The 13371-nt window shown below is 66.3% G+C and carries 13 protein-coding genes; 5 read left to right on the forward strand and 8 right to left on the reverse strand.

What is annotated here, in order from left to right; all coding sequences use genetic code 11:
• The first annotated feature begins 99 nt into the window (after positions 1–99).
• On the forward strand, positions 100–885 hold the full coding sequence (locus BLQ70_RS17525; protein ID WP_061968027.1) for an invasion associated locus B family protein: 786 nt from the start codon (positions 100–102) through the stop codon (positions 883–885).
• A gap of 178 nt (positions 886–1063) precedes the next feature.
• Here the strand turns inward: BLQ70_RS17525 and hspQ are convergent, their stop codons facing one another.
• Both hspQ and BLQ70_RS17535 read right to left on the reverse strand, forming a co-directional pair.
• A complete protein-coding gene (gene hspQ, locus BLQ70_RS17530; RefSeq protein ID WP_061968025.1) occupies positions 1064–1393 on the reverse strand; it encodes a heat shock protein HspQ in 330 nt (109 codons plus the stop codon).
• Between the two features lie 374 nt (positions 1394–1767).
• Positions 1768–2817: an HpcH/HpaI aldolase/citrate lyase family protein gene (locus BLQ70_RS17535; RefSeq protein ID WP_091859731.1), complete on the reverse strand. Its 1050-nt coding sequence runs from the start codon at positions 2815–2817 to the stop codon at positions 1768–1770.
• 304 nt (positions 2818–3121) lie between these two features.
• Here BLQ70_RS17535 and BLQ70_RS17540 point away from each other — a divergent pair, with 304 nt between their 5' ends.
• The 3 genes from BLQ70_RS17540 to BLQ70_RS17550 all read left to right on the forward strand — a co-directional run bounded on the left by BLQ70_RS17540 (position 3122) and on the right by BLQ70_RS17550 (position 6523).
• Positions 3122–4240, forward strand: a complete 1119-nt coding sequence (locus BLQ70_RS17540; RefSeq protein ID WP_091859191.1) for an acyltransferase family protein — start codon at positions 3122–3124, stop codon at positions 4238–4240.
• A 118-nt stretch (positions 4241–4358) separates the two neighbouring features.
• The gene (locus BLQ70_RS17545; RefSeq protein ID WP_091859194.1) at positions 4359–5330 is read left to right on the forward strand and encodes an AEC family transporter; all 972 of its coding nucleotides are present in this window, start codon (positions 4359–4361) and stop codon (positions 5328–5330) included.
• A gap of 71 nt (positions 5331–5401) precedes the next feature.
• A complete protein-coding gene (locus BLQ70_RS17550) occupies positions 5402–6523 on the forward strand; it encodes a CaiB/BaiF CoA transferase family protein (protein ID WP_091859197.1) in 1122 nt (373 codons plus the stop codon).
• A gap of 117 nt (positions 6524–6640) precedes the next feature.
• Here BLQ70_RS17550 and BLQ70_RS17555 read toward each other — a convergent pair whose 3' ends face one another.
• The gene (locus BLQ70_RS17555; RefSeq protein WP_091859200.1) at positions 6641–7816 is read right to left on the reverse strand and encodes a UbiH/UbiF family hydroxylase; all 1176 of its coding nucleotides are present in this window, start codon (positions 7814–7816) and stop codon (positions 6641–6643) included.
• Positions 7817–7951: 135 nt separating this feature from the next.
• Here BLQ70_RS17555 and BLQ70_RS17560 point away from each other — a divergent pair, with 135 nt between their 5' ends.
• Positions 7952–8926: a quinone oxidoreductase family protein gene (locus BLQ70_RS17560; protein WP_091859734.1), complete on the forward strand. Its 975-nt coding sequence runs from the start codon at positions 7952–7954 to the stop codon at positions 8924–8926.
• Positions 8927–9026: 100 nt separating this feature from the next.
• Here BLQ70_RS17560 and BLQ70_RS25415 read toward each other — a convergent pair whose 3' ends face one another.
• The 5 genes from BLQ70_RS25415 to BLQ70_RS17585 form a co-directional block, all read right to left on the reverse strand.
• Complete coding sequence (locus tag BLQ70_RS25415) at positions 9027–9263, reverse strand: hypothetical protein (RefSeq protein ID WP_170843448.1); 237 nt, start codon at positions 9261–9263, stop codon at positions 9027–9029.
• Positions 9264–9468: 205 nt separating this feature from the next.
• The gene (rimO, locus tag BLQ70_RS17570; RefSeq protein WP_061968017.1) at positions 9469–10788 is read right to left on the reverse strand and encodes a 30S ribosomal protein S12 methylthiotransferase RimO; all 1320 of its coding nucleotides are present in this window, start codon (positions 10786–10788) and stop codon (positions 9469–9471) included.
• 104 nt (positions 10789–10892) lie between these two features.
• The gene (locus tag BLQ70_RS17575; protein WP_091859208.1) at positions 10893–11753 is read right to left on the reverse strand and encodes a sulfurtransferase; all 861 of its coding nucleotides are present in this window, start codon (positions 11751–11753) and stop codon (positions 10893–10895) included.
• Positions 11750–12187 (reverse strand): OsmC family protein, encoded by a 438-nt coding sequence (locus BLQ70_RS17580; RefSeq protein ID WP_061968013.1) that lies wholly within the window; start codon positions 12185–12187, stop codon positions 11750–11752. The genes BLQ70_RS17575 and BLQ70_RS17580 overlap by 4 nt, the downstream gene beginning before the upstream one ends.
• A gap of 122 nt (positions 12188–12309) precedes the next feature.
• Positions 12310–13356 (reverse strand): sulfate/molybdate ABC transporter ATP-binding protein, encoded by a 1047-nt coding sequence (locus tag BLQ70_RS17585; protein WP_091859210.1) that lies wholly within the window; start codon positions 13354–13356, stop codon positions 12310–12312.
• Between the last annotated feature and the right edge of the window lie 15 nt (positions 13357–13371).

Genomic DNA, 13371 nt, shown 5'->3' on the forward strand with positions numbered 1-13371 from the left:
TTGCGATGGCCGGCGCCCCATGCGATTGGGCCATCAGCGGTGACGCGCGCGGCTTGCGAAGTCGTGATCCCGAATTCGCTTGATAAGGAAAGACAAGGAATGTCCGCTTCGTATCGCCTGTCATCATCTGCTCTGGGCCTCGTGCTCAGCGCGGCCATCGGCTTCGCGCCCGTCGCGGCCTTCGCCCAGGCTCCGGCGCAGCGCCCGGCTCCGTCCCGTCCGGCTGCCCCGGCCCAGCAGCCTGCCGCTCCGGCCCAGCCCGGCGCCGCCGCGGCCACCGGCCCGACCGTCGTCCAGGTCAAGCCCGAGCCCTCGCAGACGAGCTGGACCAAGGTCTGCGGCAAGGACCAGGGCGCCAACAAGGAAATCTGCTACACCACGCGCGACTTCGTCTCGGATCAGGGGCAGCCGGTGCTGGCCGTCGCGATCTATGACGTCAAGGGCGACGCCAACAAGATCGTGCGCTTCCTGATGCCGCTCGGCCTGCTGCTGCAGCCCGGCATCCGATTCGGCGTCGACAGCGCCCAGCCGACCGGCGGCCGCTACGCCATCTGCTTCCCGAACGGCTGCTTCGCCGAGGCGCAGGTCAAGGACGACTTCATCAACGCGATGAAGAAGGGCACCAACCTGAACGTCAGCGTCCAGAACCAGGGCGCTCGCGAGCTGACCTTCACCATCCCGCTCGCCGATTTCGCCAAGGGCTTCGATGGCGCGGCGATCGACCCCAAGGTGCTCGAGGAGCAGCAGAAGCAGTTGCAGGACGAACTCGGCAAGCGCCAGGAAGAGCTGCGCCAGCGCCTCGGCGCCGGCGGCGCTGCCGCTCCGGGTGCCGCCCCGGCCCCCGGCGCCGCGCCCGCCGTGCCCGCGACCCCGCCGAAGCCCTGAGCCACGGCGTACCGCCTGAAACAGAAAAGGCCGGTCCCTCGCGGGGCCGGCCTTTTTCTTGGGGCGCTGGAGTCTGTGGATAGTTGCGGGGTGATTTTGGTCAGCCCTTTGTCGTTCCGGGTTCGCACCTGCGGCGCGCCCCGGAATGACAACCGTAGGTTACGAAAGGCAGCCGGCCTCAGTTCAAATCGGCACGGTCCAGCTTGTAGCGGCCCTTGCGATCACGCCGGAAGAACTCCCGGGCGCGGGGATGGCGCACGGGTTCGCCGGAATCGTCGTCGACGAGATTCTGCTCGGAGACATAGGCGACGTATTCCGCCTCCTGGTTCTCGGCGAAGAGATGGTAGAAGGGCTGGTCCTTCGACGGGCGCATGGCCTCCGGGATCGCCATCCACCACTCCTCGGTATTCGAGAAGACCGGGTCGACGTCGAAGATCACGCCGCGGAACGGGTAGATGCGGTGCTTGACCACCTGCCCGATCCTGAATTTGGCCGAACGCGCTTCCATGACTGATCCATCGTGAGCCGGCCGATGCGCCGCCGGCTGGAGGTTGTTAGGGGTTATGGGACAGGTTTGACGCGAGCGATTTTTCGCGAATGCCAGGAGTTCGAGGACGCAAGCCTTCCGGCTTGCTACGAAGAACGACACAGCAGTCGCGCAAAAGCGCCGCGCCCTGTGGGTGAGGTGAAAACGACGGAGCTGCAGCGTCGCACCGCTTGCCGATACCAGCGGTATCGGCTGCGCGATGCTCCTCCCATCTCCGGCGTTTTGACCTCATCAAACCTGTCCCATAACCCCTAACAACCTCTAGGTCTTGCCGCCTTGCGCAAGCAATGCGTCGTAAATGCGTCGAAATCAATCGATCGGGACCGTTTGTCCCATCACATTCCGTAGCGCTCAGCCAGATCGGGATCGCGCGCAGCGACCTGCCGGGCAAGGTCGACGATCACCTTCGCCTGTTTCCAGGTGGCGTCGTCCTGCATCTTGCCGTCGATCATCACGGCGCCTGAGCCGTCCGGCATCGCCTCCAGGATGCGCCTGGCGAAGGCGACTTCCGTGGGGTCCGGGCTGAAGACGCGCTTGGCGATGGCGATCTGCGAGGGATGCAGCGTCCAGGCGCCGGCGCAGCCGAGCAGGAAGGCGTTGCGGAACTGCGCCTCGCAGGCCGCCTCGTCACTGAAATCGCCGAACGGGCCGTAAAACGGCTTGATCCCGGCCGCGGCGCAGGCATCGACCATCTTGGCCAGCGTATAGTGCCAGAGGTCCTGCTGTGCGACGGCCCGCGATCCGCCATCGGGGGAGGGGTCGGCGATCACCTTGTATTCGGGGTGCCCGCCGCCGACGCGTGTCGTCTTCATCGCGCGCGAGGCGGCGAGGTCGGCGGGGCCGAGGCTCATGCCGTGCATACGCGGCGAGGCGGTCGCGATCGCCTCGACATTCTTCACGCCCTCCGCCGTCTCCAGGATGGCGTGGATCAGGATCGGCTTGCGCAATTGGTGCCGCGCCTCGAACTGCGCCAGCAGCTGGTCGACATAGTGGATGTCCCAGGGGCCCTCGACTTTCGGCACCATCACGACGTCGAGCTTGCCGCCGATCTCGGCCATGATCGCGCTGATGTCGTCGAGAAACCACGGCGAATTCAATGCATTGACGCGGGTCCACAAGCCGGTCTTGCCGAAATCGACCGCCTTGCCCATGGCGATGAAGCCGTCGCGCGCCGCCTGCTTGGCCTCGACGGGAATCGCATCCTCAAGATTGCCGAGCACGATATCGACCTGTCCGGCGAGTTCGCCGACCTTGGCGCGGACCTTCTCCAGATGCGGCGGCACGAAATGGATCATCCGCTCGAGCCGCTGCGGCAATTCGCGGAAGGGTTCCGGCGCGCCGATCGCGAGCGGGCGGAAGAACTGGCGCGGCGTCCTGGTCGTCATCGGCGGCTCCGTTTTGCGTTGCAGCATTGTGAACCAGATCGCGACGGCCCCGTCCATGATGCTTTTGGGAGCGAGCGGATAATGTGCCTAGGCTATTATTCCTTTGCACTAAGGTAAGTATAATTTCCTAGGCATTTTATCTTGCCTTGATGAAGCCGAGCGTGGCGGGCGTTCCGGTGCCATTGCGGACGGGTAACCATCGCCGGGCTTTGTCCCGGTCGAACGGCGGTTATCCGCTATAGTGCCCGGTGTCCGACGCTGGAGGGTCCGGCGCCGCCCTTGCAGCGAGCGACATGCGAGTTTCATGACCAAGCCGGAAACCGCCGCCTCCAGCCTGCGGCTCGAAACCCTCGACGCGCTGCGCCTGCTGGCGGCCCTGGCCGTGTTGCTGTTCCATTTCGGCTTTCGGGGTCTGTCGCTCGGCGTGACCGATATCGCACTGCCGGCCTATGAGCCCGTCCTGAAATACGGCTATCTCGGCGTGCAGTTGTTCTTCGTGATCAGCGGCTTCGTGATCGCCTATTCCGCGGAAGGGCGCACGCCGCTTCAGTTCGGCATCGCCCGTTTCGCGCGGATCTATCCGACCTTCGTCCTGTGCATGACCATCACCTTCCTGGTCGTGGTGGCCTTCGGTGCTCCGCGCCTGCACGCGACGACCGGTCAATGGGCCGCAAACCTCCTGATCAAGTCGGAACTGCTCGGGAAGCCGGCGCTCGACGGCTCCTATTGGTCGATCTTCTACGAGGTGGTCTTCTACGCTTGGGTTTTCGCCTTCATGGCGGCAGGGCGGTTCAAGCGCGCGAACTACCCTGCGATCGTCGTCGGCTGGCTGCTGATCTCGGTCATCGACCGGGCGACGGTCTCCAGCGGCGTGATGCGCTACCTGCTCCTCACCGATCAGAGCGCCTTCTTCTGCGCCGGCCTCATCCTCTATGCCGCCTTCCGGGATGGCTATGATCGCAAGATACTGGGTTTGCTGGCCCTGTGCACGGCGGTCGCGATCTTCCAGTCGCTGCAACTCGCGCAGTGGAACCGGGAGAATTACCGGGTCGCCTACAGCGATCTCGTGGTGGCGGCGTCCTGTATCGTGATCTTCGCGACCGTTGCCGCTTCCATCCGGTTCCCGCGCCTGCCGCTGCCCTCGCGCATGATGCTGGCGATCGGCGGCCTGACCTATCCGCTCTACCTGCTCCACCAGCATATCGGCTACGTCGTCTTCAATCTGGCCGGCGCCATGCTCCAGCCCCTGCCTCTGGTGATCCTCGTCACGCTGGGGCTGATCGCCTTCTCCTGGCTGATCTGGCGCTTCTTCGAGCGTGCCGCGCAGAGCTGGACGAAATCTGCGTTGACCGGGCTGGTGAACGGGGCTCTCGCCTTGCTGTCAGGGAATGGCGCGAAGCGGAAGGAAGGGATTGCCAACTGATCACGGTCGGGATTTAGGCTCTGGTCGATCGGTTGGATTGTTTCGTGCAGGAAATCTGGTCGTTCGTGGATCACCCGGCCTCATGGGCCACCCTGACGCCAGGATCGCTCGCTTCCCGATGGCCGACCTTCTCAGCATCTTCAATCTGGTCGCACCGTTCTTCGGGCTGATCCTGCTCGGCTTCGCCATCGGCCGCTACAAGCAGTTGCCGGAGGAGGGGCTGGCCTGGCTGCAGTTCTTCCTGATCTATGTCGCGCTGCCGCCGCTGTTCTACCGCCTGATCGCCGACAAGCCGCTGAGCGAGCTCGCCAACTGGAAGTTCATCGCCGGCACGACCTTCGCCACCTTCTGCGCCTTCAGCCTGTCGCTGGCGATCGGGTTGAAGGCCGCCAAAGGCGACCTGCCGCAGGCGGTGATGCAGGGCGTCGCCGGGGCCTATTCCAATATCGGCTATATGGGCCCACCCTTGATCCTGGCGGCGCTGGGGCCAGAGGCGAGCGCGCCGGTCGTGCTGATCTTCGTCTTCGACAGCGTGCTGCTATTCTCGCTCGTTCCCTTGCTCATGGCGGTCGCGGGCGTCGAGAAGAAGAGCCTGCTCGCGACCGCCGGCGAGGTGGTCTGGCGGGTGCTGACCCACCCGTTCAATGTCGCGACGCTGGCCGGCGTGCTGGCGAGCTATCTCAAGTTCGAATTGCCGGTGGCGCTCGACCGGATGGTGCTATGGCTGTCGCAGGCTGCTGCCCCCTGCGCGCTCTTCCTGCTCGGCGTCACCGTGGCGCTGCGTCCGATGAAGACGATGCCGGCCGGCGTCCCTGCGCTGGTCTTCATCAAGCTCCTGCTGCATCCGCTTCTGGTCTGGGTGCTGCTCTCGGCGCTCGGCGGTATCCCGACCAACTGGATCTATGCCGCGATCATCATGGCGGCGCTGCCGCCGGCCCTGAACATCTTCGTCATCTCGACGCAGTACAAGGTCGGGATCGAGCGCGCCTCGGCCTGCATCCTCGTCGGCACCATCGTGTCGATGGTCACGCTGTCGGGCTTCCTGTGGCTGGTGAAGACGGGCAGGATAGCGGCTGACTTGTTTCACTGAAGCATTTTCAAGCGAAGTGGCCGCCGGTTCGCGTGAAGAAAATGCGATGAAGCAAAGAATCAGGGACACCGATGCTGCCGCTGGACGACCTGCTGGTCCTCGATTTCTCGACGCTCCTGCCCGGGCCGCTGGCGAGCCTCTTCCTCTCCGAGGCCGGCGCGCGCGTCATCAAGATCGAGCGGCCGGGCGGCGAGGACATGCGCGGCTTCCCACCGCGCTTCGGCGAGACGGCGGCGCCTTTCGCGGTGCTCAACCGCGGCAAGGATTCGGTCGAACTCGACCTCAAGGCGCCCGATGCGGTGGCGCGCCTCACCCCCCTGATCGCGAAGGCCGATATCCTGATCGAGCAGTTCCGTCCGGGCGTGATGGAACGGCTCGGCTTCGGCCATGAGGCGCTGAAAGCGATCAACCCGCGTCTGATCTATTGCTCGATCAGCGGCTATGGCCAGCGCGGCCAGCGCGCCCAGGAAGCCGGGCACGACATCAACTACCAGGCGCTCGGCGGCCTGCTCGGCCAGTCCTTGAAGCGCGGCGAGCCGCCGCCCCTGCCGCCGCCGCTCGTCGCCGACATCGCCGGCGGCACCATGCCGGCCGTGCTCAACATCCTGCTGGCCTTGCGCCAGCGCGACCGCACCGGGCAGGGCTGCCATCTCGACATCGCCATGGCCGATGCGATGCCGACCTTCGCCTGGTACGGGCTGGCGCAGGGGCAGGTGACCGGCTCCTTCCCCGATGGCGGCGAGGGGCTCCTGACCGGCGCGAGCCCACGCTACGGCCTCTATGCCACCGCCGATGGCTGGTTCCTCGCGGTTGGCGCGATCGAGCCCAAGTTCTGGCAGGGCTTCTGCGAGGGCATCGGGCTCGACGAGAAGTTGCGCGACGACCGCCGCGACCCCGAGGCTACGCGGGCGGGCATTACCGCGATTATCGCCAGCGAGAGCGCCGCCTATTGGCGCGCGCTGATCGAGCCGCTCGATTGCTGCTGTACGGTGGTCCGGACGCTGGAGGAGGCGGTCTCCGATCCGCAGATGTCGGCGCGCGGCCTGCTCGATGCGCAGGTCGAGGAGCCCGGCGGCCGCCGCCTCGTCTCGACGCCGTTGCCGCTGGCGCCGGTCTTCCGCGAGCAGGCGGCCGGATTGCGAAAGGTCGCGGCGAGCGGGGCCGACACGCGTAGGATTTTGGGGGAAGGCTGATCTGACCCAGCCGTCATTCTCGGACGGAGCGAAGCGCAGACCCGAGAATCTCTTGCAGAATGGAGCGCCTCTTTCAGCCTGAGATGCTCGGTGCAAGCCCGAGCATGACGGAGTTTCCTATCGCGCCGCTCCGCCAGCCAGCCCCTGACGCATCACGAGGCGCCGCAGCGGACCGATCCGTGACAGTGCCAGCAGGCCAGCACCGCGCATCAGGTCGGCCGGCATCAGATCGGTCAGCAGCGTGCGGTTGAGCACATCGACCGCGCCGGTCCGCAAACGGACATCCGTTCGCCGGGCCCCGTCATAATCGGCGATGACGCTTTCCGCTCCGGCATCCGTGACGCCGGCGAGCGCTTCGCTCAACGCTGCAACATCCCGCAGGCCGAGATTGAGCCCTTGCGCTCCGATCGGCGGGAAGACATGTGCAGCCTCGCCGATCAGCGCCATGCGGCCGGCACCGAAGCGCTCGACCGAGAGCCCGCCCATCGGCACCTTGCCGCGCGGCCCCGAGACGGTCATCGCCCCGAGCAGCGACTGCACCTGTCGCTCGACACGCAGGGCGAAGGCCGGATCGTCGAGAGCGGTGAGGGCCGCAGCCTCTTCCGGATCGACCAGCCAGACCAGCGAGGAGCGCCGGCCGGGCAGGGGCACGATCGTGCAAGGCCCTTTGCGCGTATGGAACTCGGTCGAGGTTTCCTGATGGTCGCGGCGGTGCTCGAAGATCGCGGTCAGGGCGATCTGCGGATAGCGCCAGTCGCGGCTTTCGATGCCGGCCGCCGCACGCACCTGCGAATTGCGGCCATCCGCGCCGACGATGAGCCGGGCCTTCAACGGTGCGAAGCCCTCGCCGGAGAGGCGCACGCCGTCTGCCTCCGACTCGATGGTCCGGACGAAGCCGGGGATCATCCGCAGGCCGGACAGCGCACCGGCTTTCTCGGCGAGAAGCCCGGTCAGGTCGGCATTCTCGATATTCCAGCCGAAGGCCTCCAGCCCGATCTCGGACGCCCGGAACTCGACCGGTGGCTGGCGGAACAGGCTGCCGCTGTCGTCGACGAGGCGCATCACTTCAAGCGGCGCCGCCTTCTCCAGCAAGGCCTCCTGCACGCCGAGCTCGGCCAGCATCCGCCATGAGCCGTCGAGCAGGGCGACCGTGCGCCCGTCGCGCGGTGTCGCGACCGGGCCGAGCAGGGCGACGCTGCGCCCTTCGCGACTGAGAGCCAGCGCGGCCGCAAGACCGACGGCGCCGGCGCCCACGATCGCGATATCGACCTGATCGGCAGTCTGTTTGCTCATCGCCCATGGCTAGCCGATGCGCGGCATCTTGGCCACGGGCCGCAAAGTCGCAAGGTGCGTTCTGCGTTGGGCACGGATGCCTTTCCGGCCCGATGAACTATGGTCGGGGCATCCATCCCGTAGGAGATGCCTTTCATGGTCAAAGCCATTCGTGCCCACAAGACCGGCGGCCCCGAGGTCCTGCAGTTCGAGGACGTCACCCTGCCGCAGCCGGGTCCCGGCGAAATCCTGATCCGCAACCGGGCGATCGGCCTGAATTTCATCGACACCTATTTCCGCTCGGGCCTCTATCCGGCGCCGCAACTGCCTTTCACGCTCGGCAACGAGAGCGCGGGCGATGTGCTCGCCGTCGGCCCGAACGTCACCGAGTTCAAGCCCGGCGACCGCGTCGCGGTCGTCTCGGCGCTCGGCGCCTATGCCGAGGAGCGCATCGTGCCGGCGGCCTCCGTCGTGGCGCTGCCGGAGGGCATCTCCTACGAGGCCGCCGCCAGCATGCTGCTGAAGGGGCTGACGGCCGAATACCTGCTGCACCGGACCTACAAGGTGAAGCCGGGCGACACGATCCTGGTCCATGCCGCGGCCGGCGCTACCGGCCTCATCCTCTGCCAATGGGGCAAGGCGCTGGGCGCCACCGTGATCGGCACTGTCGGCTCGAAGGAGAAGGCGGAGCTCGCCAAGGCGCATGGCGCCGACCATGTCATCAACTACCGCGAGGAGGATTTCGCGGCGCGGGTGAAGGAGATCACCGGCGGGGCGCTCTGCGACGTGGTCTATGACGGTGTCGGCAAGGACACCTTCATGAAGTCGCTCGACACTCTGAAGCCCTTCGGCCTGCTGGCGAGCTTCGGCAACGCCTCGGGCTCGGTCGAAGCGTTCAATCTCGGCATCCTCGCCGCCAAGGGCTCGCTCTATGTCACGCGCCCGACGCTCAACACCCACACGGCCAAGCGCGAGACCATGATCGCGATGGCGAAGAACCTGTTCGGGGCGGTGACGAGCGGCAAGGTCAAGGTGCCGGTCAACGCGACCTTCCCGCTGAAGGATGCAGCCGACGCCCACCGCCTGCTGGAATCGCGCGGTACCACGGGCTCGACGGTGCTGATTCCCTGATCCGGGACGTCATGCTCGGGTCAAGCCCGAGCATCCCGGCGGAAAGAACATGCGTCCGGTCATCCGGGCGCATTTTTTATGCGCGGTGTGAACCCGGCGATCAGGTGCCGCGACCAAACGACATCAGCAGGATGTGCTGACAATCATTCGAGGTGATGTCATGCCCAGCAAAATCAAGATCGTCGGCCTTCTGTTTGCGACCCTGACGCTTTCGACCGCTGCCATGGCCCAGCAGGGCGGCGGCGGCGGTGGTGGTGGTGGCGGCAATGGCGGCGGCGGCCAGGGCGGCCAGGGCGGCGACCACAATTCCGTCATCGCCATCCGCCTGCAGGATCACGAACGCCTCCGGGTGCCGGGCGCAGGACGGGCGCGGACCGCCGGGACCAATTGCACCACCGTCGCCTGCAATGAGCGGCCTGGCCGCGAGCCTCCTCCGGCCCTGGCCTCGGAAGGCTGCGGCGGCGACCTGAGGGTCGCGCAGGATCGCCGGGGCCGGGCCGTTCGTCAGGTTTGCGGGTTCGGAAGCTGACGCGCGAGCCGGTTCAGACCGCGATGCCGTGAAGATCGTAAGCGTCGGCCCGTTCGATCTTCACGGTGACGATATCGCCGGCCCGCAGGGGTCGGCGGCTCGCGACATAGACATTGCCGTCGATCTCTGGGGCATCCCATTTCGAGCGGCCCTTGGCCACGGTCGGGCCGGCCTCGTCGATGATGACCTGAATGCGCTTACCGACGCGGCCCTTGACGATGCGGGCGGAAATCTCGGCCTGCGCCTTCATGAAGCGGTGCCAGCGCGCCTCCTTCACCTCCTCGGGGATGAGGTCGAGGCCGAGGTCATTGGCGGGGGCGCCCTTCACTGGCTCGTATTTGAAGGCGCCGACGCGCTCCAGCTTCGCTTCCTTCAGCCAGTCGACGAGGATGTCCATGTCCTCTTCGGTCTCGCCGGGGAAGCCGACGATGAAGGTCGAGCGGATCGCAAGGTCCGGGCAGATCTCGCGCCATTTGCGGATGCGGTCGAGCGTGCGGTCCTGATGGGCCGGGCGCTTCATTGCCTTGAGGACGTTCGGCGAGGCGTGCTGGAAGGGGATGTCGAGATAGGGAAGGACGATTCCCTCCTGCATCAGCGGGATGACCTCGTCGACATGCGGGTAGGGGTAGACGTAGTGCAGGCGCACCCACATCCCCATCTGCCCGAGCTCGCGGGCAAGCTCGAAGAAGCGGGTGCGGATCTCACGATCCTTGAACATCGAGGGCGCATACTTGATGTCGAGGCCATAGGCGCTGGTGTCCTGCGAGATCACCAGCAATTCCTTGACGCCGGCCTTGGCCAGCTTCTCGGCCTCGCGCAGCACGTCGCCGATCGGCCGCGAGACGAGGTCGCCGCGCAGCTTGGGGATGATGCAGAAGGTGCAGCGATTATTGCAACCCTCTGAAATCTTGAGATAGGCGTAGTGCCGCGGCGTCAGCTTGATGCCCTGATCGGGCACGAGATCGACGAAGGGATCATGCTTCGGCGGCACCGCCTGATGCACGGCCGAGACGACGCTCTCATAGGCCTGCGGGCCGGTGATCGCGAGCACGTTCGGGAAGGCGTCGCGGATCTGCTCGGGCTCGGCGCCCATGCAGCCGGTGACGATGACCTTGCCGTTCTCGGCCATGGCCGCGCCGATCGCCTCAAGCGATTCCGCCTTGGCGGAATCGAGGAAACCGCAGGTATTGACGATGACGAGATCGGCACCGGAATGGCTCTTCGAGAGCTCGTAGCCCTCGGAGCGCAGCGAGGTGATGATCCGCTCGGAATCGACGAGCGCCTTCGGGCAGCCCAGCGAAACGAAGGAGATTTTCGGCGCGACGGCGTTCATCGGCTGATGGCTCGGTTCAGAATGTCAGGAAGCGCCGCGCGTCACGGCACGCGATCGGCGCTTCCTTTGAACCTTTTCAACCTGTTTTGCAATCGAAAGCGCGATCAGGCCGCCTTGCCGGTCGCGACGGGGCGGTCAGGGTCCTGCGTCCAATCGGTCATCGAGCCGTCATAGAGCGCGACCTCGTCGCGGCCGAGCACCTCCGACAGCACGAACCAGTTTGCCGCGGCCGAATGGCCGGTGTTGCAATAGGAGATCACCGGCCCCTGAGGCACCGCGGAGAAGAGCTGCTGCAGCTCGCCCGGCGCCTTGAGCTTGCCGCCCTCGAAGGCGCCGGCATAGTCGCGCTGGATCGCGCCCGGGATGTGGCCGGCGCGCGCAGCCTCGGCCGATTTCTCGCGGCCTTCGAAATAGCTCGGTCCGCGCGCATCGACGAGACTCGCCTGCTTGCTGCGCGATGCGACGAGCGTGGAATCCGCCGTGCTGCGCAGGCCCTGCTGCGCCACGACCGGATAGGCACCAGCGCTCTTCGGCGCGGAGGCGCCGGTCGCGACCGGGCGCTGCGGAGCGGCCGTCCAGCCCTTGAAGCCGCCATCGAGGATCGCCTGCTGGCCGTGGCCGATGAATTTCAGCGTCCAGTAGACCCGCGCCGCCGCGGCGAAATCGGTCGCGGCGGTGCCGGCCGGGACGATCACGACATCATCCTGCGGCTTGATGCCGAGCCGGCCTGCCAGTGCAGCGAGATGGGTGAGCGGCGGCAACATGCCCGGCGCATTGCCGATCTTCGCCCGCCAGCCATCGGCGGCATAGTCGGAATGCACGGCACCGGGAATATGCGCGGCCTCGAAGGCGGCCTTTGCGCCGTCGGCAGCGGTGCGGATATCGACGATGACGAGGTTCTCGTCGCCGAGCCGGGCGGCCAGCGCGTCCGGCGAGATCAGTCCTGTGAATTCAGCCCTGCTCATTCAGCGGCCTCCTTGTGCAATTCATCGATCACTTCGAGGCTGTAGCTCATCTCGGCGGTCGCCCCGAGCATGATCGAAGCCGAACAGTATTTTTCCTTCGACAATGTGACGGCCCGCTCCGCCTTGGCCTGGGACAGGCCCTTGCCGGTGATGCGGTAGGCGAGGTGGATCTTGGTGAAGACCTTGGGATCGGTCGTGGCGCGCTCGGCTTCGACGTCGACCTCGCAGCCGGTGATGTTCTCCCGGCCCTTCTTGATCATCCCGACGACATCGAAAGCCGTGCAGCCCGCAAGCCCGATCAGCAGCATCTCCATCGGCCGGATGCCGAGATTGCGCCCGCCATATTCGGGCGCACCGTCCATGATCATGGCGTGCCCGCTGCCGGACTCGCCCATGAAGGCCATGCCATCAACCCATTTCGCGCGTGCTTTCATCGCGATCTCCTGTCCGGATCGAGACAGCCGAGAATGGCTGCCGGATTCGCCCGGGAGGCTAGGGCATCGCGCTGGAAAGGGGAATCCGCTTTTAGCGACCGCCCGATGCGCGAGATTTCCGATCAGGCGGCAGCGAACAGGTTGCCATGGGTGATGCGGAGCCTGATCCGCTCGCCGATCGCCGGGGCGACCTGGCTGGCGAGATCGACCTCGAGCCGCTTCTTCAGCCCCTCGACCGCGACCTCCGCCCGGCGGATCGGGCCGTTGCGGCGCAGGTGCTCGACCGTGCCGGGTAGCGCCAGCGGCGTCTCGTCGACGATGCGCAGATGCTGCGGACGGACATAGAGCGAAGCCGGGCCACCCTGGTTCTGCGACAATCCGCCCAGTACCGGCCGGTCGCCGAAGAAGGCCTGGCTGCCGACGACCTTGACCGGCAGCTTGTTCACCTCGCCCAAAAATTCGCAGATGAAGGGTGTGGCCGGATGGTCGTAGACGTCGTCGGCCGAGCCGACCTGCTCGATGCGACCCTCGTTGAGGATCGCGACGCGGTCGGCCAGCTCCAGCGCCTCCTCCTGGTCGTGGGTGACGAAGACGGTGGTGTGGCCGGTGCGCCCGTGCAGCTCGCGCAACCAGGCGCGCAGGTCCTTGCGGACCTTGGCATCGAGCGCGCCGAAGGGCTCGTCCAGCAGCAGAACACGCGGTTCGATGGCGAGCGCGCGGGCGAGCGCGACGCGCTGGCGCTGGCCGCCGGAGAGCTGGCTGGGATAGCGCTTCTCCAGCCCCGGCAACTGAACGAGGTCGAGTAAATCGCCGACACGCTTGCGGATGTCCTCGTTGCTCGGGCGCTCGCGGCGCGGCCGGGACTTCAAGCCGAAGCCGATATTCTCGGCGACGTTCATCGTCTTGAACAAGGCGTATTGCTGGAAGACGAAGCCGATGCGGCGGTCGCGCAGCGAGAGCTCGCGCGTATCGGTCTCGCCGAACAGCACGCGGCCGCGATCGGCTTCCTCCAGCCCGGCGATCAGGCGCAGCAGCGTGGTCTTGCCCGAGCCGGACGGACCGAGCAGCGCGACGAGCTCCCCCGGCTGGATATCGAGCGAGACGCCGCGCAGAGCCGGGAAGTTCTCGAAGCGCTTCTCGATGGTTTCGATGGTGACGGCGACCGACATGGCGAGAAATCCTTC

The sequence above is a fragment of the Allobosea robiniae genome (assembly GCF_900102525.1).
Classification (GTDB): domain Bacteria; phylum Pseudomonadota; class Alphaproteobacteria; order Rhizobiales; family Beijerinckiaceae; genus Allobosea; species Allobosea robiniae.

Bases quoted from the DNA above. Each gene is read 5' to 3' on its own strand.
- BLQ70_RS17535 (WP_091859731.1), bottom strand. From the start codon at position 2,817: ATGACGACCAGGACGCCGCGCCAGTTCTTCCGCCCGCTCGCGATCGGC.
- BLQ70_RS17550 (WP_091859197.1), top strand. From the start codon at position 5,402: ATGCTGCCGCTGGACGACCTGCTGGTCCTCGATTTCTCGACGCTCCTG.
- rimO (WP_061968017.1), bottom strand. From the start codon at position 10,788: ATGAACGCCGTCGCGCCGAAAATCTCCTTCGTTTCGCTGGGCTGCCCG.
- BLQ70_RS17545 (WP_091859194.1), top strand. From the start codon at position 4,359: ATGGCCGACCTTCTCAGCATCTTCAATCTGGTCGCACCGTTCTTCGGG.
- BLQ70_RS17575 (WP_091859208.1), bottom strand. From the start codon at position 11,753: ATGAGCAGGGCTGAATTCACAGGACTGATCTCGCCGGACGCGCTGGCC.
- BLQ70_RS17580 (WP_061968013.1), bottom strand. From the start codon at position 12,187: ATGAAAGCACGCGCGAAATGGGTTGATGGCATGGCCTTCATGGGCGAG.
- BLQ70_RS17525 (WP_061968027.1), top strand. From the start codon at position 100: ATGTCCGCTTCGTATCGCCTGTCATCATCTGCTCTGGGCCTCGTGCTC.
- BLQ70_RS17585 (WP_091859210.1), bottom strand. From the start codon at position 13,356: ATGTCGGTCGCCGTCACCATCGAAACCATCGAGAAGCGCTTCGAGAAC.
- BLQ70_RS17555 (WP_091859200.1), bottom strand. From the start codon at position 7,816: ATGAGCAAACAGACTGCCGATCAGGTCGATATCGCGATCGTGGGCGCC.
- BLQ70_RS17540 (WP_091859191.1), top strand. From the start codon at position 3,122: ATGACCAAGCCGGAAACCGCCGCCTCCAGCCTGCGGCTCGAAACCCTC.
- hspQ (WP_061968025.1), bottom strand. From the start codon at position 1,393: ATGGAAGCGCGTTCGGCCAAATTCAGGATCGGGCAGGTGGTCAAGCAC.
- BLQ70_RS17560 (WP_091859734.1), top strand. From the start codon at position 7,952: ATGGTCAAAGCCATTCGTGCCCACAAGACCGGCGGCCCCGAGGTCCTG.